Origin of the sequence: Streptomyces sp. NPDC094448 (genome assembly GCF_044763775.1) — a bacterium.
In the GTDB taxonomy this organism is placed as follows: domain Bacteria; phylum Actinomycetota; class Actinomycetes; order Streptomycetales; family Streptomycetaceae; genus Streptomyces.
In genome coordinates, this window is the sequence record NZ_JBIWGU010000001.1 from 115,390 (window position 1) to 138,832 (window position 23,443).

At 70.8% G+C, this 23,443-nt stretch carries 22 protein-coding genes; 10 read left to right on the forward strand and 12 right to left on the reverse strand.

Annotated elements, in window-relative coordinates; translation table 11 throughout:
- Nucleotides 1–96: 96 nt before the first annotated feature.
- The 3 genes from ACIQ9E_RS00430 to ACIQ9E_RS00440 form a co-directional block, all read right to left on the reverse strand.
- Nucleotides 97–1,824: a VanW family protein gene (locus ACIQ9E_RS00430; RefSeq protein ID WP_403699639.1), complete on the reverse strand. Its 1,728-nt coding sequence runs from the start codon at nucleotides 1,822–1,824 to the stop codon at nucleotides 97–99.
- Between the two features lie 674 nt (nucleotides 1,825–2,498).
- Nucleotides 2,499–4,823 (reverse strand): ATP-binding cassette domain-containing protein, encoded by a 2,325-nt coding sequence (locus ACIQ9E_RS00435; protein WP_403699642.1) that lies wholly within the window; start codon nucleotides 4,821–4,823, stop codon nucleotides 2,499–2,501.
- A 168-nt stretch (nucleotides 4,824–4,991) separates the two neighbouring features.
- Nucleotides 4,992–5,723 (reverse strand): DUF4097 family beta strand repeat-containing protein, encoded by a 732-nt coding sequence (locus ACIQ9E_RS00440; protein WP_403699645.1) that lies wholly within the window; start codon nucleotides 5,721–5,723, stop codon nucleotides 4,992–4,994.
- Nucleotides 5,724–5,986: 263 nt separating this feature from the next.
- Here ACIQ9E_RS00440 and ACIQ9E_RS00445 point away from each other — a divergent pair, with 263 nt between their 5' ends.
- Together ACIQ9E_RS00445 and ACIQ9E_RS00450 are read left to right on the forward strand one after the other, a co-directional pair.
- Nucleotides 5,987–6,661, forward strand: a complete 675-nt coding sequence (locus tag ACIQ9E_RS00445) for a 4'-phosphopantetheinyl transferase (RefSeq protein ID WP_403699648.1) — start codon at nucleotides 5,987–5,989, stop codon at nucleotides 6,659–6,661.
- 63 nt (nucleotides 6,662–6,724) lie between these two features.
- Nucleotides 6,725–6,943 (forward strand): DUF5988 family protein, encoded by a 219-nt coding sequence (locus ACIQ9E_RS00450; protein ID WP_403699650.1) that lies wholly within the window; start codon nucleotides 6,725–6,727, stop codon nucleotides 6,941–6,943.
- Between the two features lie 124 nt (nucleotides 6,944–7,067).
- On the opposite strand, the gene ACIQ9E_RS00455 is transcribed toward ACIQ9E_RS00450, so the two are convergent.
- The 3 genes from ACIQ9E_RS00455 to ACIQ9E_RS00465 all read right to left on the reverse strand — a co-directional run bounded on the left by ACIQ9E_RS00455 (nucleotide 7,068) and on the right by ACIQ9E_RS00465 (nucleotide 8,855).
- Entirely contained in the window at nucleotides 7,068–7,835 is a 768-nt protein-coding gene (locus ACIQ9E_RS00455) for a thioesterase II family protein (protein WP_403699653.1), read from the reverse strand.
- Nucleotides 7,836–8,005: 170 nt separating this feature from the next.
- Nucleotides 8,006–8,548 (reverse strand): PH domain-containing protein, encoded by a 543-nt coding sequence (locus ACIQ9E_RS00460; RefSeq protein ID WP_403699656.1) that lies wholly within the window; start codon nucleotides 8,546–8,548, stop codon nucleotides 8,006–8,008.
- An 88-nt stretch (nucleotides 8,549–8,636) separates the two neighbouring features.
- A complete protein-coding gene (locus ACIQ9E_RS00465; RefSeq protein ID WP_403699658.1) occupies nucleotides 8,637–8,855 on the reverse strand; it encodes an acyl-CoA carboxylase epsilon subunit in 219 nt (72 codons plus the stop codon).
- A gap of 506 nt (nucleotides 8,856–9,361) precedes the next feature.
- Between ACIQ9E_RS00465 and ACIQ9E_RS00470 the strand changes: the two genes are divergently transcribed.
- The 6 genes from ACIQ9E_RS00470 to ACIQ9E_RS00495 all read left to right on the forward strand — a co-directional run bounded on the left by ACIQ9E_RS00470 (nucleotide 9,362) and on the right by ACIQ9E_RS00495 (nucleotide 16,066).
- Complete coding sequence (locus tag ACIQ9E_RS00470) at nucleotides 9,362–10,318, forward strand: siderophore ABC transporter substrate-binding protein (RefSeq protein ID WP_403699661.1); 957 nt, start codon at nucleotides 9,362–9,364, stop codon at nucleotides 10,316–10,318.
- 70 nt (nucleotides 10,319–10,388) lie between these two features.
- On the forward strand, nucleotides 10,389–11,351 hold the full coding sequence (locus tag ACIQ9E_RS00475) for an ABC transporter permease (RefSeq protein ID WP_006346089.1): 963 nt from the start codon (nucleotides 10,389–10,391) through the stop codon (nucleotides 11,349–11,351).
- Entirely contained in the window at nucleotides 11,344–12,342 is a 999-nt protein-coding gene (locus tag ACIQ9E_RS00480; protein WP_403699665.1) for an iron chelate uptake ABC transporter family permease subunit, read from the forward strand. Before ACIQ9E_RS00475 ends, ACIQ9E_RS00480 begins: the two co-directional genes overlap by 8 nt.
- The gene (locus ACIQ9E_RS00485; RefSeq protein ID WP_403699667.1) at nucleotides 12,339–13,097 is read left to right on the forward strand and encodes an ABC transporter ATP-binding protein; all 759 of its coding nucleotides are present in this window, start codon (nucleotides 12,339–12,341) and stop codon (nucleotides 13,095–13,097) included. Before ACIQ9E_RS00480 ends, ACIQ9E_RS00485 begins: the two co-directional genes overlap by 4 nt.
- Nucleotides 13,098–13,395: 298 nt before the next feature.
- On the forward strand, nucleotides 13,396–14,739 hold the full coding sequence (locus ACIQ9E_RS00490) for an MFS transporter (RefSeq protein ID WP_403699670.1): 1,344 nt from the start codon (nucleotides 13,396–13,398) through the stop codon (nucleotides 14,737–14,739).
- Between the two features lie 154 nt (nucleotides 14,740–14,893).
- Nucleotides 14,894–16,066 (forward strand): thiolase family protein, encoded by a 1,173-nt coding sequence (locus tag ACIQ9E_RS00495; RefSeq protein WP_403699672.1) that lies wholly within the window; start codon nucleotides 14,894–14,896, stop codon nucleotides 16,064–16,066.
- 72 nt (nucleotides 16,067–16,138) lie between these two features.
- On the opposite strand, the gene ACIQ9E_RS00500 is transcribed toward ACIQ9E_RS00495, so the two are convergent.
- Nucleotides 16,139–16,942: an SDR family NAD(P)-dependent oxidoreductase gene (locus tag ACIQ9E_RS00500; RefSeq protein ID WP_403699675.1), complete on the reverse strand. Its 804-nt coding sequence runs from the start codon at nucleotides 16,940–16,942 to the stop codon at nucleotides 16,139–16,141.
- A 169-nt stretch (nucleotides 16,943–17,111) separates the two neighbouring features.
- Here ACIQ9E_RS00500 and ACIQ9E_RS00505 point away from each other — a divergent pair, with 169 nt between their 5' ends.
- Nucleotides 17,112–18,278: a thiolase family protein gene (locus ACIQ9E_RS00505; protein WP_403699678.1), complete on the forward strand. Its 1,167-nt coding sequence runs from the start codon at nucleotides 17,112–17,114 to the stop codon at nucleotides 18,276–18,278.
- Nucleotides 18,279–18,300: 22 nt separating this feature from the next.
- The gene (locus ACIQ9E_RS00510; protein WP_403699681.1) at nucleotides 18,301–19,242 is read left to right on the forward strand and encodes an acyl-CoA thioesterase; all 942 of its coding nucleotides are present in this window, start codon (nucleotides 18,301–18,303) and stop codon (nucleotides 19,240–19,242) included.
- 76 nt (nucleotides 19,243–19,318) lie between these two features.
- On the opposite strand, the gene ACIQ9E_RS00515 is transcribed toward ACIQ9E_RS00510, so the two are convergent.
- Genes ACIQ9E_RS00515 through ACIQ9E_RS00535 form a run of 5 tightly spaced genes read right to left on the reverse strand, consistent with a single transcriptional unit; the run spans nucleotide 19,319 to nucleotide 23,441 of the window.
- Complete coding sequence (locus ACIQ9E_RS00515; protein ID WP_403699684.1) at nucleotides 19,319–20,518, reverse strand: CaiB/BaiF CoA transferase family protein; 1,200 nt, start codon at nucleotides 20,516–20,518, stop codon at nucleotides 19,319–19,321.
- A complete protein-coding gene (locus ACIQ9E_RS00520; RefSeq protein WP_403699687.1) occupies nucleotides 20,515–21,672 on the reverse strand; it encodes an acyl-CoA dehydrogenase family protein in 1,158 nt (385 codons plus the stop codon). The genes ACIQ9E_RS00515 and ACIQ9E_RS00520 overlap by 4 nt, the downstream gene beginning before the upstream one ends.
- A 43-nt stretch (nucleotides 21,673–21,715) precedes the next feature.
- Nucleotides 21,716–22,519, reverse strand: a complete 804-nt coding sequence (locus ACIQ9E_RS00525) for an SDR family NAD(P)-dependent oxidoreductase (protein WP_403699690.1) — start codon at nucleotides 22,517–22,519, stop codon at nucleotides 21,716–21,718.
- Nucleotides 22,520–22,545: 26 nt separating this feature from the next.
- Complete coding sequence (locus ACIQ9E_RS00530; RefSeq protein WP_403699693.1) at nucleotides 22,546–22,989, reverse strand: MaoC/PaaZ C-terminal domain-containing protein; 444 nt, start codon at nucleotides 22,987–22,989, stop codon at nucleotides 22,546–22,548.
- Nucleotides 22,986–23,441: a MaoC family dehydratase N-terminal domain-containing protein gene (locus ACIQ9E_RS00535; protein WP_403699696.1), complete on the reverse strand. Its 456-nt coding sequence runs from the start codon at nucleotides 23,439–23,441 to the stop codon at nucleotides 22,986–22,988. The genes ACIQ9E_RS00530 and ACIQ9E_RS00535 overlap by 4 nt, the downstream gene beginning before the upstream one ends.
- Nucleotides 23,442–23,443: the final 2 nt, after the last annotated feature.

Below are 23,443 nucleotides of genomic sequence, written 5' to 3' on the forward strand. Positions count from 1 at the left end.
CGCGCAGCCGGGGCGTTCCCCGGCGCGAACGGCCGCCCCTGTCCGCCGGATTCGGCGGGCGGGGGCGGCCGTCGGGGCTGCTCGGCGCGGTGGAGGTCAGTCGCAGGTGACCTCGTCGCGCGGCGTGTAGCGGGTCTTGAAGGGCTCCCGCTTCACTTCCTGGCCGTTGTCCATGAAGATCCGCTGGACCGTGACGTCGAAACCCTCCAGCGGAGTCTGCGGCTGGCAGTCCTTCTCCGCTCCCGGCCGGGTGCCCGGCTGCTTCACATTGGTCCGGGGGCCCTTCTCGGCCTTGATCTCGTCGTACTTCTTGGTGCCGACGAAGGTGACCGTGACCGAGGTGTCGTCGGCACTGGTCAGGATCTGGACGGCCTTGCCGGTGTCGTTCTTGAACCGCAGGTCCAGGCTGCCCCAGGCGACGGTCGCCTCGCGGCCCTCGGGGTAGCGCTCGATGTAGAAGGAGTGGGCGCCGTACTCGACGGGCTTGACCCCGGCGAAGAACATGGCGTTGAAGACGGCGGTGGCCACGGTCGACACCCCGCCGCCGGCCGCCTTCGTGTACTTGTCGTTGAGGATGATGATGCCGTCGGTGAACCCGTTCTCCTTGGTCCGTTCGCCGACGGTGTCGTTGAAGCTCCAGGTCTCGCCCGGCATCACCGTGGAGCCGTTGATCAGCTCGGCGGCCCGGCCGATGTTGATGGTGCGGTACGCGGCCTTCTCGAAGGTGGCGGTGAAGGACGACACCTTCTCCACCAGGCCGAGCTGGGCAGCGCTGGCCCGGGTCAGCTCGGGCTGCGCGGTGACGGTGGCGACCGGGCCCGTACGGGCGGCGGTGCCCTCCTTGGTCAGCAGGGGCAGGACGGCGTCCGTCAGGGCCTTCGCGGTGATCTCCTGGCCGGGGGTGCCGTCCGACACCACCTCCACCTTCGCGCCGTTCAGCCGCAGCACGGCGTCCTTGGGCTCTTGGGTGGCGGCCGCGATATTGGGGGCGATCACGCGGTCCTTGAGCAGCTTCGCGCCGTCCAGCTTCGGGACCAGCTTGCCGTCGCCGTCGGGGCGGAGGGTCAGATGGCGGCCGATCGCGCCCGTCGTGACCGTGAACTGCTTGCCGCCGGTGGTCAGCGTCACGGGGCCGGACACCGCGGGCCGGGCGATCTCGCGCATCGCGCGGTCGATTTCCTCGGCGCCCGTCTTCGGCTCGGTCTTCTTGACCGGGAGAGCCGCCGGGGTGCCCGGCGCGGCCTCGGTGAAGGCGGTGCGCAGGGTTCCGACGGCATCGTCCACGTCCAGTGCCTGGCCGGTGACCGGGCGGACTTCCTCGGCCTCACCCTGGGAGAAGGTGATGGAGCCGTCACGGACCGTACGGTCGTGCTTCTTCGCCAGGGCGGTGAGGGCGGTCCGGGCCTTGTCCTCGTCCACTCCGACCGCCGGCTCCACGGGGCCGCCGTCGGACGAGAAGAGATTGCCGATGACCGTGAAGGGGTCCTTGTCCGAGCGGGTTGCCTCGGCAGCGGTCTTCGCCGCGTCGAAGGAGAGCCCGGCCGCGGCGGGGTCGATCGTGTCCTTCTTGTCACCGATGGTGACGGTGAGAGGGGTGGTGGCCGCCGCGGCCAGCTCCTTCTCCAGCTTGGTCCGGGCCTCCGACTCGCTGAGCCCGCCGACGTCGATGCCCCGCACGGTGGTTCCCGAGGGCACCTCGTCCCCGGTGAGCACCAGTCCCGCGACGTACAGGGCGCCTGCTCCGAGCACGGCGGCCCCGCCCACGGCGGCAGCGGGATGTATTCGGCGGCGCAAAGGGGACCCCCCGGGGTGAGCGGAATGCATCCGGCCGGGCAGGGCCCGGCCAGGGGTGACGACTGTTAAGGACGTTACCGATGCCTGGGTAAGCGAACGGTAAATAATCCTACCTTTCCGCTCTTGCCCCCCGGTGGGCGGGGTCGTCGCCGGTGACGGGCTCCGGTTTCCCCGGGCCGGACCGGGAGGGGCCGGTACGCCGTGAGCGGACGGCCGCCGGGGGTCGCGCCCCGCGTGCCGGGAATCGGCGGGCGGCTCCCCGGGGCGCCGTGGTGGGCGGGGCCGGGGTGATGGCTGCGCGCCGGTCGGTTATCCACGAACATGTATTTCTACACTGCGTAGAAGATTAGTGGTTTTTGGGTGGGTGGCGGCCGGTGAGCGGTGGCCGGGCCGGCTCCGGGAACGGGCCTTCGGAGGGCCGCTGATGGCGGGGCGTCAGGGGCCGGGAGCGCGGGGGGAGTCCGGCGTGCGAAGGCGGGGCGGGGCCGTTCCGCCCCTGCCCGGACCGGCCCCGCCGCCCCGCACGCCTGGTGCCGTACCGCCCGGCAAGCGGGGGCAGTCGCTGTTCCGGGCGGCTGTCCCGCTTCCGTACCCGCCCCGATGCCGTACCGAAGGGCCCGGCGGGAAGACCCGGGCGGAGAAGCCTGCCGGGGCCGGGCGAGGGCTTGGCGCGCGCCCTCCCCGGCGCGGATCGTCCGGCGGGGTCAGCCGCCGTTGACGTACGACCCGAGATGGCGGGCCGTCAGGGTCTCCCCGGCATCGACCAGTTCGCGGGGGGTGCCGGTGAAGACGACCTGGCCGCCGTCGTGGCCGCCGCCGGGGCCGATGTCGATGACCCAGTCGGCATGGGCCATGACGGCGAGATGGTGTTCGATCACGATGACCGAGTTCCCGGTGTCCACCAGCCGGTCCAGCAGTGCCAGCAGTTTGTCGACATCCGCCATGTGGAGACCGGTCGTGGGCTCGTCGAGGATGTACGTGGACGACTTCTCGGCCATATGAATGGCCAGCTTCAGCCGCTGGCGCTCACCGCCGGAGAGGGTGTTCAGCGGCTGGCCGAGCCGGACGTAGCCGAGCCCGACGTCATGGAGCCGGCCGAGGACGGTACGGGCCTGGCCGGAGAGGAAGAAGCCGTGCGCCTCCGCGATCGGCATCTCCAGCACCTCGCTGATGTTCTTGCCGCGCAGGGTGTAGGTGAGGACCTCCGGGGTGTACCGCTTGCCCTCGCACTGTTCGCAGACCGAGGCGACCCCGGCCATCATCGCCAGGTCCGTGTAGATCAGGCCGACCCCGTTGCAGCCCGCGCAGGCGCCCTCCGAATTGGCGCTGAACAGTGCGGCCTTGACACCGTTCGCCTTGGCGAAAGCGTTCCGGATCGGGGCGAGCAGCCCCGTATAGGTCGCCGGATTGGAGCGGCGCGAGCCCCGGATCGGGGACTGGTCGGCGACGACCACGCCCTCCCGGCGGGAGAGGTGGCCGTGGATCAGGGAGCTTTTGCCGGAGCCCGCGACGCCCGTGACCACCGTGAGGACCCCCAGCGGCACATCGACGGAGACGTTCTTGAGGTTGTGGAGGGTGGCGTTCTCGATGGAGAGCTTGCCTTTCGGCGCCCGGACGGCCTCCCGCAGGGCCGCGCGGTGGCCCAGATGGCGGCCGGTGAGGGTGCCGGACGTACGCAGCCCGGCGACATCGCCCGCGTACCCGATCAGCCCGCCTTCGGTGCCCGCGCCGGGCCCGAGGTCGACCACATGGTCGGCGATCGCGATGACCTCGGGCTTGTGCTCGACGACGAGGACCGTGTTGCCCTTGTCCCGCAGCCGGACGAGCAGCCCGTTCATCCGCTGGATGTCATGGGGGTGGAGACCGGTCGTGGGCTCGTCGAAGACATAGGTGACATCGCTGAGCGGGGAGCCCAGATGCCGGACCATCTTCACCCGCTGGGCCTCGCCGCCGGAGAGGCTGGAGGAGGTGCGGTCGAGGCTGAGATAGCCGAGGCCGATCTCGACCAGGGAGTCGAGGAGTCCGTGCAGACTGCCGAGGAGCGGGGCCACGGCCGGGGCGTCCAGCTTCCGCACCCACTCCGCGAGGTCGCTGATCTGGAGCGCCGAGCATTCGGCGATGTTCAGACCGCCGATCCGGGAGGCGAGCGCGGCCTCGTTGAGCCGGGCGCCGCCGCAGTCCGGGCAGGTGCGGAAGACGACGGCCCGGTCCACGAAGGCCCGGATATGGGACTGCATCGCTGCCCGGTCCTTGGCGAGGTACGTCCGCTTGATGCGGCTGATCAGGCCCTCGTACGTCAGGGTGCTGGTGTCGACCTTGACCTTGGTGAGCGGCCGGTGGAGAAGGTCGGACAGCTCGGTCTCGTCGAAGTCGCCGACCTTCTTGTCCGGATCGTAGAAGCCGGAGCCCGCCATCACCTTCCACTGCCAGGAGTCGACGGTGAAGCCGGGCACGACGATCGCGCCCTCGTTGAGGGACTTCGACCGGTCCACGACCTCGTCGACGTCGACGTCGGAGACCCGGCCGATGCCCTCGCACCCCGGGCACATGCCTTCGGCGTTGTTGAAGCCGAAGTGGTGGGAGGGGCCGACATACGGTTCCCCGAGGCGGCTGAAGACGATCCGGAGCATGGTGTACGCGTCGGTCGCGGTGCCCACCGTGGAACGGGAGTTGGCGCCCATGCGCTCCTGGTCGACGACGATCGCGGCGCTGAGGTTCCGCAGCGCGTCCACCTCGGGGCGGCCCACCGACGGCATGAAGGACTGGACGAAGCTGGTGTACGTCTCGTTGATCAGGCGCTGGGACTCGGCCGCGATCGTGCCGAAGACCAGGGAGGACTTCCCGGAACCCGAGACGCCGGTGAAGACCGTGAGACGCCGCTTCGGGATGTCCACGGAGACGTCGCGCAGATTGTTCTCCCGGGCCCCGCGCACCTCGATGACGTCATGGCTGTCGGCGAGCGGGACATTGCCGGGGCCGGTCCCGTCGGGGCTGCTGCTGGGCTGGTGGAACGTGCCGTCGGCGGGCATGGCTGGACTCTCCTCGGGCTGGGCAGGGGAGCGCGCGGAGCGGCGGCGGGGCCGGGCCGCGGCGCTCGGAAACCTCTACTCTACCTTCATTGGATACACTGTACGCAGATAATGGCGGGCCGCATCCGCGCCGGCGACGCGCACGGCGCCGGGGCACTCCTGCGGCTGTCAGGAACCCTGGAGCAGGATGTCGCCGTCCTTGGAGCGGAGCGTGATCCCGTGGCGGCCGGCCGGGTCATGGGCCAGGTCGACATCCGTATCGCCGCCTTCGGATGCCACCGACACCTTGTAGCGCCCCTTGGGGACGCGCAGGTTGATCCGGCCGCCGTCCGTGCGGACCGTCGCGGAGACCGGGGTGCGGGCGGTCAGATGGACCGTGCCGTCCGTGGCCTGGGCCCGGACCGGACCGCCCTTGATGTTCCGCCCGGTGATCCGGCCCTTGCCGGTCACCACCTCGACCGCCCCGGTGACGCCGTTCATCTCGATCCGGCCCGAGCCCGTGGTCACCCGGACCGCGCCGACCTGCGAGAGCTTGACCGTACCGCCGGAGACCTTGCCGCGGACGGGGGTGCCGTCGGGCACCTCCACCTCGTACTCGGCCGTGCAGTCCTTTCCGCAGCCGCCGAGGACCAGAACGCCGTTCTCGACGCGGTACGTCGGCTTCTTCGGGCGGTCGCCCCGGTACTCCACGCGGCGCTCCAGGGTGAGCGGGGCGCCGCCCTTGCGGCCCCGCACGGTGACATCGCCCGAGCCGTCCAGCAGCACCGAGTCGATCTTCCCGGAGAGGGTCGTGTCGTCGTCGAAGCTGTCGCCCCGGGTCATCCCGCACCCCGAGAGCCCGGTCGCCACCACCCCGGCCACCGCCACCAGCGCGATCAGGCGCAGCCGCCGACGACGCATGAACGCCCCCCGTCCCCTCGGTCAACGGCCCCTCCTCCAGGGCCTGTTCGGCACCGCGGGGACCTTTCCGTCCGACGCTACCGTGCTCGCCGCCCGACTGCCACGGTGCAGGTCCCGGGGACGGCCGGGACTCTGCCGAGACCGCCCGGACAGGGCCTAGGGGGCGGCTAGGGGTGTCGTACCTGCCGCGCTGCTGCTTACCGTGCTGGAAACCGGCCGTGGCGGACGACCGGCCGGGCACCGGACCATCGGGGGAGCTGCTGATGATCGAACGGATACTGCCCGACTGCGTGGTCGTCCACGAGGCGCTGACGGACCCGCCGGACGCGGTGCTCCTCCCCGAGGAGGAGGCCTTCGTCCGGGGAGCCGTGCCCAAACGGCGCGACGAATTCAGAACCGGCCGCCACTGCGCCCGCCGGGCCCTGGCGGAACTCGGCTTCGCGGAGCGGCCGCTGCTCCGCGGGGCCAAGGGGGCCCCCTTGTGGCCCGAGGCGGTAGCCGGGAGCATTACACACTGCGACGGATACCGTGCGGCGGCCGTCGCCCTGACCGAGGACGTCGTCTCCCTCGGTATCGACGCCGAACCCAATCAGCCCCTGCCCGCCGGTGTCCTGGAGGCGGTGGCGCTGCCGGAGGAGCAGGTCCGGATCGAGGAGCTGCTCCGCGGCCGCCCCGATGTGCGCTGGGACCGGCTGCTGTTCAGCGCCAAGGAGTGCATCTACAAGACCTGGTATCCGATCACCGGCCGCCCCCTGGGGTTCGAGGAGGCGACCGTCGACTTCGACCCCGTCGCAGGCGGGTTCACCGCACGACTGGCGGACCGCAGCGTCCGTGGCGTCCCGGGCGCGCCCCGGGAGTTCGGCGGCCGCTGGACGGCCGGTGCCGGGCTGGTCCTCGCCGCGATCGTCCGGCCCGCCGGGCACCGAACCGGAGCCTGACCGTCGGTCCGCGGCGGACGGCGCCGGAACCCCTCGATGTACAGCCCAGGAAGGAGCACCGCCGTGAGCCCGACCGAGCCGAATGCGGTTCTACGGGGCGGAACCTCGCCCTATCTGCCCGAAGTCCAGCGCATCCGCCGCGTGTCCGACACGGACGGCACCCTGAAGCTGCTGCTGGGCAACCGCTACGAACACTTCGAGCCCACCGGCGAGAGCGAACTCCACCAGGGCGTCCCGCTCCAGGTCTTCCGCTGGATCGGGAGCACCCAGCCCGCCGAGTGACCGCCGCCCCGGCGCCGTACCGCCGACGGTACGGCGCCGGGGGCGCCGCGCACCCCCGGCGCAGGGGAACGGGACGGCGGCGGCCGGAAACCCGGGGGCTGCGGGCCGCCGCCGTACGGCGGGGTCAGTGGGCGGAACCCGCCCGGTGCCCGTCCAGATGCTCGGTGATCATGGCGAGGATCTGCGGTACGCAGTCGTTCAGATAGAAGTGGCCCCCGGGGAAGACGCGGTAGTCGAACGCGCCTGTGGTGTGTGTCTCCCAGGCCCGCGCGTCCGCCACGGTCGCCTTGGGGTCGCTGTCGCCGATCAGCGCGGTCACCGGGCAGGTCAGCTCCCGTCCCGGGCCGGGGTTGTAGACCTCCGCCGCCTTGTAGTCGTTGCGGATCGCGGGCAGGATCATCCGGAGGACGTCCTCGTCGCCCAGCAGCGAGGAGTTGGTGCCGGCCAGGGCTTTGATCTCGGCCACCAGAGCGTCGTCGCCCCGCTCGTGGACGGTCTCCGCGCGGAATCGGGACGGTGCCCGCCGGCCGGATACGAACACTCCGGTCGGCGCCACCCCGGCGGCTTCGAGACGGAGTCCGACCTCGTAGGCCAGGGATGCGCCCATGCTGTGGCCGAAGAGGGCGAGCGGCCGGTCCGCCCACGGCAGCACCTCCCGCGTCACCGCGTCGGCCAGTTCTTCGATCGTGGGGATGCCCGGCTCGGACATCCGGTCCTGACGGCCCGGGTACTGGACCGCGAGGACTTCGACCTGCGGTGCCAGCGCCCGGGACACGGGGACGAAGTAGCTGGCCGAACCACCTGCGTGCGGCAGGCAGACCAGACGGGTCCGGGCGTCCGGCGCGGGGTGGTAGCGCCGTATCCACAGGTCGTTGGTGGAGGGGGAGGGCATGGTCGGAGGGTGTCCTTTCGCTCTGCGTCGGCCCGGCGGCGGGTGTGCGCCGTGGACGGTGCCGTCCGTGCGAGGGAGACTTCCCGCGACCTCCCCTCTCCAAGCTGCCAGGAACGAAGGCGCCCGGACAACCCCCTGCCGTCCCCAGCAGCGCGTCCGGCCGGGGGTGTTCAGGTCGCGTCACCGGGTGTGGCCTGCGTGATCAGGGTCAGCTCCTCGGCGAGATCGCGGGCGAGCCCGTGGGCCAGTCCTTCGATACGCACCGAGCCCGCGGCCGAAGCGGTGGTGACGATGAGGGTCGACAGCCCGAACGCCCGCTGGAGCGGCCCGCGTACGGTGTCGACGGTCTGGATACGCGACAGCGGTGCGATCCGCCACTCCTGCCACACCCAGCCCGCCCGGGTGAACACCGCGTCGCCGGTGGTCTCCCAGCGGTGCACCCGGTACCGCCAGGACGGCATCACGGCCGTATAGAGCAGACCGGGTACCGCGATCACGGCGGCCGAGAGCAGCAGCCAGCGGCGGGCCGGGGCGATCAGCAGTCCCAGCAGGGCCAGGACCAGTACCGGCGGCAGCACACCCACCAGGGCGCGCACGGTCCACCAGGCGACCGACCGCCGGTCCACCGCATGGTTCGGCGGGCGCAGGGCGAGCCGTGCCGCGGGCCCGCCGGCGGACGGGGGACGGGCGGCGGTCGTTGCGGGATCGGCCATCGTCAGCTCCGGGAACGGGTCGCAGGGTTACCGGAGGAACGCTAAGCGGTGGGGCCCGCAAGCGCCCGGACTGCCACTCCCTCCGCTCTCAGCGGTGCCGCCAGCTGTGCGGGGCGCGGAAGCCCGATGCGGGTCCCGGGCGGTGCCAGCGGGCACTGGAGCAGCGGAGGCCCCCCGATCCGGCCGGAGGCGCGGTGGCGGCACGGGCCAGCAGCAGTGCGGTGACGGCGGCCAGCTCCTCCGGCGCGCACGCGCCCTTCTCCACGCGCAGCAGGGACGGGTCCGTGGTGTCGGCGGCTTCGGTCATGGTGTACGTCCTCCTGATTCCCCGGTCGTCGTGCCCCGGCCCGATTCCTGGTCCCCCGGCTGATTCCCCGCCTGGTTCCTGGTCCCTGGTTCCCGGCCGATTCCCGGGTCGTCTCCCGATGCCTCGGCCGCGTCCGCCGCGTCCGCCGAGCCCCCGGGCCCGCCCGGTCCGCCGGGGACCGGCAGCAGGCCGGGCTCGGCCCGCAGTGTGACGATGACCGGAATATCCAAAGGGTTGCATACCGGGACGGAGTGCGCAGCACCAACTGCTGAGGAAGGGGTCGGCGGGGAGGCCCCGAGCTGTCCGGCGATCCCCGGCGGCCGGGGCGGAGTTCGGGTCGCGGAGAATGTCCCGGCTAGGTGCCCTATGCAATGAACGCGTGAAGAGTTAGGTTAGGCTAAGCAAAGCCTGAAGCTCTTCGCGGCCTCGTCGTCCTACGGCGGGGCTGCCTGTCCGTTCCGGGAGACCCCGCCGTGCGTTCCGTCCGTTTTCGCAAGAGCATCGTCGTGACCAGTACGGTCCTGTGCGCCGGAGTGGTGCTCAGCGCCTGTGGCAAGTCCGACAGCGGTTCGGACTCCGGCAAGAGCCAGGGCAATGTCACCGTGACGACCGCCAAGGGCGAGGTCGAGGTGCCGCTGAAGCCGGCCAAGGTCGTCGCCCTCGACAACACCTCCTTCCTGACCCTGAAGGCCTTCGGTATCAAGCCCGTCGCCGCTCCCAAGGGGCTGCTGCCCAACGAGGGCTTCGAGGACTGGCAGAAGGACTCGTCCATCAAGGACGCGGGCATCCACCACGAGCCCAAGTTCGAGGCGATCAACGCCACCGAGCCGGACCTGATCATCGGCGGCTACCGCTTCACCGAGCACCACGACAAGCTCTCCAAGATCGCGAAGACGATCGACATCGCCCCCTCCGACGAGTCCAAGGAGGGTTACGTCAACGCGCTGAAGGCGCAGACCGAGACCCTCGGCAAGATCTTCGGCCAGGAGGACAAGGCCAAGGAGATCGTCGCCGCCCTGGACAAGGCCCAGCAGTCGGCCACCGCCGCCACCCAGGGCGAGAAGGTCTTCCTCGGCGTCGCCAGCGCCGGAAAGATCGACAACGGTGCCAGCCGGATCGGCCGCCTCACCCAGCCGCTCAACCTGAAGAACGTGCTCGACGCCGGGGGCAAGAAGAGCACCTCCGTGCACGACAACTCCGGACTGGCCCCGGAGACCATCGCCAAGCTCAACCCCGACTGGGTGATCCTGCTGGACCGCGACGCTGCCGTCGGCGCCGAGGAGGGCACCGTCGCCGTCCCCGCGAAGAAGGTCGTGGAGGGCATGGAGGCCTGGGACAAGACCACCTTCCGCACCAAGGACCAGGTCATCTACCTGGACAACAACTTCTATCTGACCGAGGGCATCCAGGCCTACACCGAGGCCTTCGACCAGGTGGCGACCGCGTTCGGCAAGACCGGCTGACACCCTCCACGCGCCGCCGCGGCCCCGGGCACCCGCCCGGGGCCGCACCCACACCCGTCCCGGAAGCCCGATGCGCCGACTCCCGATCCTCCTGGCCACGCTCGGAGTGCTGGCCCTGATCGTCGTCTCCCTCTTCGTCGGGAGCTACGACATCGACCTGCGGTCGCTGTTCACCGACCCCGAGGCGCGGAGGATGTTCTTCATCTCCCGTGTCCCCCGGACCCTCGCGCTGGTGCTCGCCGCCGCCGCGATGGCCGTCTCCGGCGTGATCATGCAGATGCTCGTACAGAACCGTTTCGTCGAACCGACGACCACCGGCACCAGCGAATGGGCCGCCCTGGGCGTTCTGCTGCTCACCCTGCTCGCCCCGGCGGCCTCCCCGCTGCTGAAGATGGGCGCCGCCAGCGCCTTCGCCTTCCTCGGCGCGATGGTCTTTCTCTTCGTCCTCCAGCGGATCGCGCTCAAGTCCCAGGTCATCGTGCCGATCGTGGGCATCATGCTGGGCGCCCTGATCAGTTCGCTGACGCTGTATCTCGCCTCCACGTACCAACTGCTCCAGACGCTTGCCACCTGGCGCTCGGGCGGATTCAGCTCCGTGGTCCGCGGGACGTACGAACCCCTCTGGGTGGTGGGGATCATCGTCATCGGGCTCTATCTGGCCGCCGACCGGTTCACCATCGCCGGACTCGGCCGCGATACCGCCACCAGCCTGGGACTGCCCTACCGGCGCATCATGTTCATCGGGCTCACCATGGTGGCCCTGGCGACCGGTGTGACCACCGTCGTCGTCGGCTTCCTCCCCTTCCTGGGGCTGATCATCCCCAATCTGGTCTCCATGGCCCGCGGTGACGACATCCGCAGCAATCTGCCCTGGGTGGTCCTCAGCAGCGTCGCGCTGATGATCGCCTGCGATCTCGTCGGACGGACCCTCGTCGCCCCGCTGGAGATCCCGGCGACCGTGGTCCTCGGCGCCGTCGGAGCCGTGGTGTTCGTCGCGATGATCCTGCGTCAGCGGAAGAAGGCCCATGTCTGAGACCCGAATCGCCGCCCCGCCGGCCGCGCCCGCCCGGCGCTCCCTGCCCGTGGCCGCCCGGCTGGCCGTCGCCGGAACAATCGCCGCCACCGCGGTCGTCTGCTACCTCTTCCTCTTCATCCAGGGCTCCTTCGACTTCGCCTTCGAACGGCGGCTGACCGTCATCGGCACCATGGTCGTGGTCGCCTTCGCCCATGCCGTGGGGACGGTGGTCTTCCAGACCATCACCCACAACCGCATCCTCACGCCGTCCATCATGGGCTTCGACGCGGTCTACATCCTGATGCAGACCCTGCTCGTCGCCTTCTTCGGCGGCAGCGTGCTCGCCGCGACCGACGGGATGCCCAAACTCCTCACCCAGACCCTGCTGATGGTCTGCTTCACAATGCTGCTGTTCCGCTGGCTGTTCTCCGGCCGCGGCGGCAGCATCCATGTGATGCTGCTGGTCGGTGTGGTCCTCGGGCTCGCCTTCCGCAGCGTGTCGGACTTCCTCCAGCGGATGCTCTCGCCCAGTGAGTACGACGTGCTCTCCACCCGGCTCTTCGGGCGGCTCACCAGCGCCGAGGCGTCCTATCTGCCGCTGGCGGCGGCTGTCTGCCTGATCGCCGGAGCCGTCGTCTGGTACCGCTGCCACCGGCTCGACGCCCTGCTCCTCGGCCGGGACGCGGCCACCAACCTCGGCATCGACCACAAGCGCGAACTGACCGTGATGCTGCTGGTGGTCTCCCTGCTGATCGCGATGTCCACCGCGCTCGCGGGCCCCATGACCTTCTTCGGCTTCGTCACCGCGATGCTCGCTTACCAGATGACGGGCACCCACCGGCATGCCGCCGTCCTCCCGATGGCCTTCTTCATCGGGGTGATCACCCTGGTCGGCGGGCAGTTCGTCCTGGAACACGTCTTCTACGCCTCCGGCATGCTCACCGTCGTCATCGAGTTCCTCGGCGGGGCGGTCTTCCTCCTCCATCTCCTCCGGAAGGGCACCCTGTGATCGAGTTCACCGACGTCCGCAAGGCGTACGGAGACACCGTCGTCCTCGGCCCGGTGTCGGGCCGGATACCGGCGGGCGGTGTCACCTCCCTGGTCGGCCCCAACGGCGCCGGGAAGTCCACGCTCCTCACCATCATGGGGCGGCTCGCCGAACCCACGTCCGGCAGCGTGACCGTCGACGGGATCGACGTCCACCGGGCCCCGTCGCGGGAGGTGGCGAGGACCCTGTCGATCCTGCGCCAGGAGAACCACTTCACCGCCCGGGTGACCGTACGGGAACTGGTCTCCTTCGGCCGCTTCCCGCACAGCCGCGGCCGGCTCACCCAGGAGGACCGGACCCATGTCGACGACGCCCTCGACTTCCTCCACCTCGGCGACCTCCAGCACCGCTATCTCGACCAGCTCTCCGGCGGTCAGCGCCAGCGCGCCTATGTGGCGATGGTCCTCGCCCAGGACACCCGGTACGTCCTGCTCGACGAGCCCCTCAACAACCTGGACATGAAGCACTCGGTCCGGATGATGAGCCAACTGCGCCGCGCCGCCGACGAACTCGGCAAGACCGTGGTCCTGATCGTCCACGACATCAACTTCGCCGCCACCTACTCGGACCGGATCATCGCCCTGCGCGACGGCCGGATCGCCGCCTCCGACACGGTCGACGCGATGATGCGGGCCGAGGTGCTCAGCGACGTTTTCGACACCCCTGTACGGATCCACGAGGTCGACGGCGTACGGACGGCCGTCTACTACCGCTGACCCCGCCCGCCACCACCTCCGGCCGATGGGCCGCGCCGAACGGCGCGGCCCATCGGCGTACCTCCGCCGAAAGGCACCCCCACCGCACCCGCCATCGAGCCACCATGGCCATTAGGTGAATAGTTGCTAACCGCTGCCAATCTTGCGACCGTCAGAGAAAGCCTTGTGAGAGGGCTTGTCGTGGCTTGTTTGTGATGCTTCTCTTTCTTTCGGTGAGAGGCCTGGCCCCGGATCGGGCGGTATCCGAACCGATCGCGTCGTGCCTGCCGTCCCCTTCCGACCGCTCCGAGGGAGACCCATGACCGTCGATGTGGACCGCACTGCCGACCCCGCCTCCGGGCCCCCTGCCGAACCGCCCGCGAGCCCGGGCGGGCGCCGCGCCTGGCTGGTGGTCTGGGTCCTGCTCCTGGTGCTCGTCATGAACTACGCGGACAAGATCGTCACCAATATCGCCGGACCCGCGATCATGCGGGATCTCGGGATCGGCGAGGCCAGGTTCGGGGTGCTCCAGGCGAGCTTCTTCGCCCTGTTCGCCGTCGGCGGGATCCTCGGCGGCTGGCTGATGACCAGGATCCGGCCGTGGATCCTGCTGCTGATCACCATGGTCGTCTGGTCCGTCAGCCTGCTTCCGATGGGCTGGCAGGTCGGCTTCGGCACCATGGTGGCGATGCGGATCGTCCTGGGGTTCGCGGAGGGGCCGACGACGGCCCTCGCGATGTACATCGCGCACTCCTGGTTCCCGCCCGAGAAGCGGGCGCTCCCCAGCTCCGTGATCATCGCGGGCGCCACCCTGGGCGCGGTGATCGGCGCTCCCGCCCTGACGTGGATCGTCACGGACTACTCATGGCGGACCGCCTTCGTCGTCCTGGCCGTCGCCGGAGCAGTGGTGGCCGGCATCTGGCTGGCCGTCGGGCGCGAGGGGGACCAGGGGGGCGCCGCCGCCCGCGCCGCCGGGAGCGTACTGCCGCCGCGGGTTCCCCTGCGCATCGCGCTCACCACCGGTTCGGTGATCGGCATCTCCCTGATGTTCTTCGCCGCCTATGCCTCGACCGCCCTCAAGATGACCTGGCTCAAGCCCTATCTGGAACAGGGGCTGGGCTACGGCGAGCGGGCCGCGGGCAATCTGACCGCCCTGCCCTATCTCGGCGGCACCATCGCCGTCATCGCCATCGGCTTCGTCTCCGCGGCCCTGACCCGGCGCGGTGTGAGCAACCGGGCCTCCCGGGGCGTTCTCGGCGCCTCGCTGCTCATCGGCTCCGGCGTCCTCCACCTCGTCTGGGCGCCGCTGAGCGCGGGACCGCTGCACATGGTGCTGCTGGTGCTCAGCGCCTCGCTGGGTTCGGCGGGGTACGGCGCGGCGTTCGCCGCGATCAGCGATGTCGCCCCGGTGGAACAGCGCGGTGTCGTGCTCTCCGCCGTCACGGCCTTCTACGGGCTGGGCGGGATGCTGGCGCCGCTGGCCCTCGGCGGCATCGTGGAGGGCGCGGCCAGCAAGGCCGCGGGGTACACCACCGGATTCACCCTGGTGGGCGCCCTGCTGGTGGTCGGCGGACTCGTCGGGCTGCTGCTCATCAACCCCGAACGGGACGCGGCCCGGCTGGCCGCCTTCGCCGCCGCCGAGCAGGAACGGTCGGGAACCTGAGGGCCGCCGAGCGGGCGCGCTCCCGGAGCCCGTTCGAACGTGTTCCTTATCAAAGTTAGCGTCACTTCACTTGTTATCGTGTCTTCCCTACTCTTTCGGGAGATTGAGAGTTTTCAACAGGTAAGTACATCCTCTCGTAGGAGTGGGAGCGCCCATGCGTGACGCAGTCATTGTCGACGCCGTCCGGACCCCGGTCGGCAAACGGGCCGGGGCCCTGTCCGGTATCCATCCCGTGGATCTGTCGGCCCATGTCCTGACCGCCCTGGCCGGGCGGACCGCCCTCGACCCGGCGGACCTGGACGACGTGGTCTGGGGCTGTGTCAGCCAGATCGGTGAACAGGCCTCGAATATCGGCCGGTACGCGGTGCTGGCGGCCGGCTGGCCCGAGGAGGTGCCCGGGGTGACCGTCGACCGCGCCTGCGGCTCCTCGCAGCAGGCCGTGCACTTCGCGGCCGGTCTGGTGGTCGCCGGCCAGTACGACCTCGTGATCGCCGGGGGCGTCGAGTCGATGAGCCGGGTCCCGATCGGCGCCGCGCGCGACGCCGTCGAGTACGGCCGGCCCTTCGGTCCCGCGGTCCGCGCGCGGTACGGCGTCGACGAGTTCAGCCAGGGGCTGGGCGCCGAGCTGATCGCCGAGCGGTACGGATTCAGCCGTACCCGGCTCGACGAACTCGCCCTGGAATCGCACGCCAAGGCGGCTCGGGCCACCGCGGAAGGCCGTTTCGAGGCCCAGTTGGCTCCGGTGGTCACCACCGCCGCCGACGGCTCCGCGCGCACGTTCGCCGCCGACGAGGGCATCCGTACCGGATCCACCCCGGAGAAGCTCGCCGCCCTCGCCACCCCGTTCAAGGAGGACGGCGTGATCAGCGCGGCCAACTCCTCGCAGATCTCGGACGGCGCCGCGGCCCTGCTGATCACCACGGGCGAGATCGCCGAGCGCCGGGGCTGGCGGCCGATCGCCCGGGTGCACACCGCGGTACTCGCCGGAGCCGATCCGGTCACGATGGCCCTCGGCCCCGCCCCGGCCACCGCCAAGGCCCTGAAGCGCGCCGGACTGTCGATCGGCGATATCGGGGCCTTCGAGATCAACGAGGCCTTCGCCCCCGTCACGGCCGCCTGGCTCCAGGAGACCGGAGCGGATCCGGCGAGGCTCAACCCGAACGGCGGCGCAATGGCGATCGGCCATCCCCTCGGCGCCTCGGGCGCCCGGCTGATGACCACCCTGGTCCACCATATGCGGGACCACGGCATCCGGTACGGGCTCCAGTCCATGTGCGAGGCGGGCGGTATGGCCAACGCCACCGTCGTCGAACTGCTCCGACGGTAAATCCGGCACCGAAGGAGCCCGGGGGCGCCGCCGGCGGCACCCCCCGGCCCGGCGGGATCCGGAGGAGACGATCTACACCCGGGCGCCGTCGACGACGAGGCACTGCCCGGAGACGTAGTCCGTCTCCGGGAGGCAGAGCACGTAGACGGCCCCCGCGGCCTCCTCCGGGGTCCCCGGCCGCCCCAGCGGGATGATCTTCGAGGCCATGGCGGCCTTCTCCGGGTTGAGGCCGACCTTGATGTCCCGGCCGTCGATCGACAGGGTGGCGTGGTCGGCGGCGGTGGCCTCGGTCATCCGGGTCAGGACGTAGCCGAAGGCCACGGCGTTGACATTGACCCGGTAGCGGCCCCACTCCTTGGCCAGGGTCTTGGTCAGACCGATCAGGCCCGCCTTGGCCGCGGCGTAGTTGACCTGCCCGAGATTGCCGTAGTAGCCGCTGGTCGAGGAGATGTTCACGACCTTCCGGTGGTAGGGGACCGGGTTGGCCCGGAAGTACGGCAGGGCCGCGCGCAGGATCCTGAACGAGGCCGTCAGATGCACGTCGAGGATCGTGTGCCACTGCTCGTCGGTCATCTTCTGGATGACGGTGTCCCAGGTGTAGCCCGCGTTGTTGACGATGATGTCGAGCCCGCCGAAGTGTTCGACGGCGGCTTGGGTGAACCGCTCCGCGAAGCCTTCGTCGGTGACCGAGCCGACACAGGCCACGGCCCGCCCGCCGGCGGCGGCGATCGCCGCGACCGTCTCCGCGGCGGGTTCGGCGTCCAGGTCGTTGACGACGACCGCGGCCCCCTCGGCGGCCAGTTTGAGGGCGATCGCCCGTCCGATGCCCCGCCCCGAGCCCGAGACGATCGCGACCCTGCCGTCCGTGGTTCCCATGGTGAACCCCGCCCTTCCACTCCGTAAGATATCTGCACTGCGGTTATCGAAGATTCACTTTTTCCGCGAACATCCCTAGTGTCAAGGGTTCTAAGGGGCTAGCTTGGGTTCGTAAAGATTCGCCATCGGTGTATTGGCCCACGGCCGTCGAACGGCAAGGAGAGACCCCATGCGTGACGCAGTCATCGTCGACGCGGTGCGAACCGCGGTCGGCAAACGGAACGGTTCGCTCGCGCAGCAGCACTCGGCCTCCCTCTCGGCGCACGCCCTGACCGCGCTCGCGCGGCGGACCGGACTCGACCCGGCCCTCGTCGACGATGTGATCTGGGGCTGTGCGGGCGCGGTGGGCATGCAGACCGGCTGTGTCGCACGGGCCGCGGTGCTCGCCGCGGGCTGGCCCGAATCGGTGCCGGGCGTGACCGTCGACCGCCAGTGCGGCTCCTCGCAGCAGGCCGTGCACCAGGCCGCGGCCGGTGTTGTCTCGGGGCAGTACGACCTGGCCGTGGCGGGCGGTGTGGAGATCATGAGCCGGATCCCCCTCGGCACCACCCGCCTCGACGGCAGCTTCGGCGAACCCTTCGGCCCCGACGTCTGGAAGCGTTACGGCGGCGTCCGCTTCCACCAGGGCCGGGGCGCGCAGCTGATCGCCGACGAGTACGGCATCACCCGCGCCGAGCTGGACCGCCACGCACTGGACTCCCACGCCCGCGCCGCCCGCGCGATCGACGAGGGCCGCTTCACCGGCCAGATCGTCCCGATCACCGTCACCGGCCCCGATGGCACGGAACGTGTCTTCGACACCGACGAGGGAGTGCGCCGGAACTCCACGCCCGAAGCCCTCGCCGCCCTGAAGCCCGCCTTCGGGGACACCGGTTCGATCACCGCGGGCAACGCCTCGCAGGTCTCCGACGGCACCGCCGCCCTGCTGGTCACCACCAGCGAGACCGCCCGCGCCCACGGCTGGCGGCCGATGGCCCGGATCCATACGGCGGTCCTCGCCGGCACCGATCCCGTCACCATGCTCAAGGGCCCCATCCCCGCCACCGCCAAGGCACTGAAGAAGTCCGGTCTGTCGATCGGCGATATCGGGGCCTTCGAGATCAACGAGGCCTTCGCCTCGGTCACGCTGGCGTGGCTGCGGGAGACCGGCGCGGACTACGCCCGGATGAACCCCCTCGGCGGGGCGATGGCGATCGGCCATCCCATCGGCGGCTCCGGCGCCCGGCTGATGACCACCCTGGTCCACCATATGCGCGACAACGGAATCCGCTACGGCCTCCAGTCCATGTGCGAGGGCGGCGGTATGGCCAACGCCACCATCCTCGAACTCCTCTGACCCCGGAAGAGGAGCGCACCCCATGACGACCACACCGCACCACAGCCCCCCGCCCCCCGGCCCGGAGACCGCCCCTGGTACGGAAACCGTGGCCGCCCCCGGCGGGCCCGGCACCGACCTGCTCGGCTTCCTCACCCTGGAGCGCACCGAGCGCGACCTCTTCCACGGCTGGTGCCATGCCGCCCTGCCCCGGCGGGCCTTCGGCGGACAGGTCGCGGCCCAGGCATTGACCGCGGCGGGCGGCACCGTGGACGACACCTGGCGCGTGCACTCCCTGCACGGCTACTTCCTGCGCGGCGGAAACCCGGCCCGGCCCATCGCCTACCGGGTCGAACGGCTGAAGGACGGCCGCGGATACACGTCCCGGCGCGTCACGGCCCGCCAGGGCGACGAGGTGATCTTCACCCTCTCCGCGTCCTTCACCCGCCCCGAGGACATCCCCGGACGGCATCTCGCCATGCCGCCGACCACACCGCCCGAGGAGCTGCCCAACGCCTTCAGCGACTGGGCCGCCCGCGACCCCGAAGGCTTCGAGCGGTTCGAGATCGGCCGGGTCCTCGACGTCCGCCGGGCCCCCACGAGCAGGCCGGAGCGCGACGGACGCACCGAACAGCGGCTGTGGATCCGCTCCGCGGCCCCGCTCCCGGACGCGCCCCTGGTCCATATGTGCGCCCTCACCTACGCCTCCGACCTGATGCTCGCCCCGGTCGCGGCCCTCGACGTCGAAGCACCCGGGGTGCTGCGCTCGGGCCCGGACTCCTCGCACCACTTCATGGCCTCCCTCGACCACGCCGTCTGGTTCCACCGCCCGTTCCGCGCCGACGACTGGCTGCTGGTGGTCCAGCGCGGCCCGACGGCGGGCGACGGCCGGGGCCTGGTGCACGCCGGGTTCTGGTCCCGCGACGGGCGGCTGGTGGCGTCGGTGGTCCAGGAGACGGTGCTGCGTCCCCGCCGCAGCCCATGAGCCGATGGGCGGTACGACGGCCGGGGGCCGGGACACGCACCGTGTCCCGGCCCCCGGCCTCGTACCCCTGCCCGCGTCAGCCGATGACGCCCGCACTGCGCAGCGCGGCCAGTTCTCCGGCGCCGATCCCGGCCTCCCGCAGTACCTCGTCGGTATCGCTCCCGGTCACCGCCGCCGGGCGGGGTTCGGGGGAGGGGGTGCCGAGGAAACGCGGCGCGGTTCCCGGTTCGGGGAAGCCGTCGGGGGTGATCCGGTAGGTGCCGCGGCCCGCGTTGTGCGGATGGCGGGCGGCCTCCGTCCAGTCGAGTACGGGCGTCACGCACGTCTCCGTACCGTCGAAGCGGGCCGCCCAGTCGTCGCGGGTACGGTCCCCGAACACCTCGGCCAGCTTCGCCGCCATCGCCGGCCACGCCCCGCGGTCGTGCTGCCGCGCGAACAGCGGATCGCCGGTCAGCCCCAGCACCCGCAGGGTCTCCGCGTAGAACTGCGGTTCCACACAGCCGACCGCCATGTGCAGGCCGTCCGCGCAGCGGTAGGTGCGGTAGAAGGGGGCGGCGCCGTCGAAGAGGTTGGAGCCGCGGCCCTCGGTCCACCGGCCGGTGCGGAGCAGCCCCTGGAGCAGCGCGAGCTGGATGGCGGTGCCGTCGGTCATCGCCGCGTCCACCACCTGGCCCCGGCCGGTGGTCCGGGCCGAGTACAGGGCGGCGCTGATGCCGAGGGCCAGCAGCAGACCGCCGCCGCCCATATCGCCGAAGAGGTTGAGCGGGACGACCGGGTCGCCGTCGGCGGGGCCGATCTGGGCCAGTGCCCCCGCGACGGCGATGTAGTTGATGTCGTGGCCGGGGGCCTGGGCGAGCGGCCCGTCCTGCCCCCAGCCGGTCATCCGCCCGTACACGAGCCGGGGGTTGCGCTCCAAACAGGGCCCGGGGCCGAGACCGAGGCGTTCGGTGACGCCCGGGCGGAAGCCTTCGATCAGGGCGTCCGCGCCGTCGATCAGCCTTCCGACCAGGCCGGCGCCCCGGGGGTCCTTGAGGTCGGCGGTGACGGAGCGGCGGCCGCGGTGCAGGATCGGATGGGGCGACGGGCTGCCGTGCTCGGCCGGCCGGTCGACGCGGACGACGTCGGCGCCGAGGTCCGCGAGGATCATCCCGGCGAACGGCCCGGGTCCGATCCCGCCGAGTTCGACGACCCGGACGCCCGCGAGCGGACCGCGGCCCCCGCCGGACGGCCCGGTGACGGGCCGTCCGGCGGGGGCCGCCCCGGCGGTGGGGGTCACAGACCGAGGTCCTTGGCGATGATGGTCTTCATGACCTCGCTCGTGCCGCCGTAGATCCGGTTGACCCGGGTGTCGGCGTAGAGCCGGGCGATCGGGTACTCCAGCATGTAGCCGTAACCGCCGTGGAGCTGGACGCACTTGTCGATGACCCGGCCCGCGGTCTCGGTGGCAAACAGTTTGATCTTGGCTGCGTCGGCGGGGGTCAGCTCGCCCGCATCGTCGAACTCGATGCCCTGGTCGACCATGGCCTGGAGCGCCGCGACCTCCGTCGCGCACTCCGCCAGGACGAACTTGGTGTTCTGGAAGGCCGCGACCGGCTTGCCGAAGACCTGGCGCTCGGTGACGTACTCCTTCGCGAACCGGATGGCGGCGGTCGCGGAGGCCGTCGCGCCCACGGCGATCTGGAGCCGTTCGCGGGGCAGGTTCCGGCCGAGGTAGGAGAAGCCGTCGTCCTGCTTGCCGAGGAGGTTCTCCACCGGCACCTTCACATCGTTGAAGGCCAGTTCGGAGGTGTCGGACGAGCGGAGGCCGACCTTCTCCAGCTTGCGGCCGTACGCGAAGCCCTCGCTGTCGGTCGGCACGACGAACAGGCTCAGCCCGTGCCTGCGGTTCTCGGGAGTGGCCGGGGAGGTACGGGCGGCGACGATGCACAGCTCCGACACCCGGGCCCCCGTGATGAAGGTCTTGGAGCCGTCGAGGACGTAGTGGGTGCCGTCCTCGGAGAGCTTCGCGGAGGTACGGATGCCCGCCAGGTCCGAGCCGGTGCCGGGCTCGGTCATGGCGATGCACAGCATGGTGTCGCCGGCGGCGATGCCCGGCAGCCACCGCTTCCTCTGCTCGCCGTTCGCCAGGTTGAGCAGGTACGGCAGGACGATGCCGGTGGAGACGCCGAAGTGGCCGAGTGTGACCGCGGCGCGGGCGCACTCCTCCGTGACGATCGCCTGGTACTTAAAGCTGGTGTCTCCGCTGCCTCCGAACTCCTCGGGGATGTCGAAGCCCAGCACGCCGAGTGCGGCGAGTTTGCGGAAGACGTCGCGGTCGACGAGATTGTCCTGCTCCCACTGCGCGAAGTGGGGCTCCACCTCCTTGGCGATGAAGTCCCGGATCATCGCCCGGAACGCCTCGTGTTCCTCGGTGTAGATGCTGCGCTTCATGACCATTCCTGACGGGTGAGGGGGTACGGGGGCCGGGCGGGGTTCAGCGGGAGGCGCCGTCGACGTTGACGACCTGTCCGGAGATGTAGTCGGCGTCGGGGGTGCAGAGCAGATAGATCGCGCCCGCGGCCTCGGCGGGGGTGCCGGGGCGGCCGAGCGGATGGGTGCGCTTGACGGCCTCCATGATCTGCGGCGAGACACCGACCTTGATCCGGCGGCCTTCGATCTCGACGAAGGTCTCGTCGGCGGCGGTGGCCTCGGTCATCCGGGTGAGGATGAAGCCGAAGGCGACGCCGTTGACGTTGACCCGGTAGCGGCCCCACTCCTTCGCCATCGTCTTGGTGAGACCGATGACACCGGCCTTGGCGGAGGAGTAGTTGGCCTGGCCCGGATTGCCGAAGACACCGGAGACCGAGGAGACGTTGACGACCTTGCGGTGGTACGCGGTCGGGTTGGCCCGGATGAAGGGCTGGGCGGCGCGCAGGATCCGGAACGGCGCCTTGAGGTGGACGTCGATGATGGCGTCCCACTGCTCGTCGGTCATCTTCTGGATGACGGTGTCCCAGGTGTAGCCCGCGTTGTTGACGATGATGTCGAGTCCGCCGAAGGCGTCGACCGCGGTCTGGACGAACCGCTCGGCGAAGCCCTCTTCGGTGACCGAGCCGGTGCAGGCCACCGCCTTGCCGCCGGCCGCGGTGATATCGGCGACGGTCTCGTCGGCGGGCTCCTTGTCGAGGTCGTTGACGACGACGCTTGCGCCTTCCGAGGCCAGCTTGAGCGCCACTTCACGGCCGATGCCGCGACCGGATCCGGAGACGATCGCGACCTTGCCGTCCAGGGTTCCCATGATGTGCGTCCGTCCTTCTGTGAGATTCAGTCGGTGGTGACGGTGGCGCGGCCCTGGAGGGTCACGGTGCCGTCGGGCAGGCTGACGGTGAGGTCGAGACGGGCCAGCCCGTCCTCGACGGAGGTGACGGTGCCCCGGCAGACGGGGGCGGTGTTGACCGGGGTGATCGCGGAGAAGCGCACCCCGTACTCCCTGATCCGGTCCTGCGGCACCCAGTCGGTCAGCAGCCTGCCGAGATAGGCCATGGAGAGCATGCCGTGGGCGAAGACGTCGTCGATGCCGACCGCTCGGCAGGCGTCGATGTCGATGTGTACGGGGTTGTGGTCCCCGGACGCGCCCGCGTAGAGGGCCAGCGCGGTGCGGGTCACCTTCGGCGCTTCGAGGGTGAAGGTGTCCCCGGGCTTCAGGACGGGCTTCAGGACCGGCTTCAGGAGGGGCTTCGGCGCGGGCTGCGGTGCGGGGCTGTTCATCGGGCCGCCTTCGGATCGCGTACGACGGTGGTGCTGGTGAGGGTGGCGACCGGTGCGCCGTCACGGGTGACCCGGGTGGTGCGGACGATGAACTCCAGCGCCCCGCCCTTCTTGCTGTAGACGTCGGACACCTCGGTGGCGAAGGTCAGCTCGTCGCCCGCGCAGACGGGGGAGTGGTACGCGAACTCCTGGCCGCCGTGGAGGATCGTCCGGACGTCGATTCCCAGGTCGCGGAGGAACTTCCCGCGGTCGGGGTTGTCCATCTCCAGACAGAACAGGAACGTCGGCGGTACCGGCAGATCGCGGTATCCGGCCGCCTTCGCCGCGCCGGTGTCCGTGTACACCGGGTCGTGCTGTCCGGTCGCCTCGGCGAAGAAGCGGAGCCTGCCGCGCTCCGCCGAGGTCCGGAACTCCGGGTACCGGGTGCCGATGAGGGAGGGGGAGAGGGGCATCG

What these genes read in the sequence shown, in the direction of transcription:
- ACIQ9E_RS00440 (WP_403699645.1), bottom strand. Translation starts at nt 5,723, where the DNA reads ATGCGTCGTCGGCGGCTGCGCCTGATCGCGCTGGTGGCGGTGGCCGGG.
- ACIQ9E_RS00510 (WP_403699681.1), top strand. Translation starts at nt 18,301, where the DNA reads ATGACGACCACACCGCACCACAGCCCCCCGCCCCCCGGCCCGGAGACC.
- ACIQ9E_RS00490 (WP_403699670.1), top strand. Translation starts at nt 13,396, where the DNA reads ATGACCGTCGATGTGGACCGCACTGCCGACCCCGCCTCCGGGCCCCCT.
- ACIQ9E_RS00535 (WP_403699696.1), bottom strand. Translation starts at nt 23,441, where the DNA reads ATGCCCCTCTCCCCCTCCCTCATCGGCACCCGGTACCCGGAGTTCCGG.
- ACIQ9E_RS00460 (WP_403699656.1), bottom strand. Translation starts at nt 8,548, where the DNA reads ATGGCCGATCCCGCAACGACCGCCGCCCGTCCCCCGTCCGCCGGCGGG.
- ACIQ9E_RS00475 (WP_006346089.1), top strand. Translation starts at nt 10,389, where the DNA reads ATGCGCCGACTCCCGATCCTCCTGGCCACGCTCGGAGTGCTGGCCCTG.
- ACIQ9E_RS00495 (WP_403699672.1), top strand. Translation starts at nt 14,894, where the DNA reads ATGCGTGACGCAGTCATTGTCGACGCCGTCCGGACCCCGGTCGGCAAA.
- ACIQ9E_RS00520 (WP_403699687.1), bottom strand. Translation starts at nt 21,672, where the DNA reads ATGAAGCGCAGCATCTACACCGAGGAACACGAGGCGTTCCGGGCGATG.
- ACIQ9E_RS00430 (WP_403699639.1), bottom strand. Translation starts at nt 1,824, where the DNA reads ATGCATTCCGCTCACCCCGGGGGGTCCCCTTTGCGCCGCCGAATACAT.
- ACIQ9E_RS00525 (WP_403699690.1), bottom strand. Translation starts at nt 22,519, where the DNA reads ATGGGAACCCTGGACGGCAAGGTCGCGATCGTCTCCGGATCCGGTCGC.
- ACIQ9E_RS00505 (WP_403699678.1), top strand. Translation starts at nt 17,112, where the DNA reads ATGCGTGACGCAGTCATCGTCGACGCGGTGCGAACCGCGGTCGGCAAA.
- ACIQ9E_RS00500 (WP_403699675.1), bottom strand. Translation starts at nt 16,942, where the DNA reads ATGGGAACCACGGACGGCAGGGTCGCGATCGTCTCGGGCTCGGGGCGG.
- ACIQ9E_RS00435 (WP_403699642.1), bottom strand. Translation starts at nt 4,823, where the DNA reads ATGCCCGCCGACGGCACGTTCCACCAGCCCAGCAGCAGCCCCGACGGG.
- ACIQ9E_RS00465 (WP_403699658.1), bottom strand. Translation starts at nt 8,855, where the DNA reads ATGACCGAAGCCGCCGACACCACGGACCCGTCCCTGCTGCGCGTGGAG.
- ACIQ9E_RS00445 (WP_403699648.1), top strand. Translation starts at nt 5,987, where the DNA reads ATGATCGAACGGATACTGCCCGACTGCGTGGTCGTCCACGAGGCGCTG.
- ACIQ9E_RS00530 (WP_403699693.1), bottom strand. Translation starts at nt 22,989, where the DNA reads ATGAACAGCCCCGCACCGCAGCCCGCGCCGAAGCCCCTCCTGAAGCCG.
- ACIQ9E_RS00480 (WP_403699665.1), top strand. Translation starts at nt 11,344, where the DNA reads ATGTCTGAGACCCGAATCGCCGCCCCGCCGGCCGCGCCCGCCCGGCGC.
- ACIQ9E_RS00455 (WP_403699653.1), bottom strand. Translation starts at nt 7,835, where the DNA reads ATGCCCTCCCCCTCCACCAACGACCTGTGGATACGGCGCTACCACCCC.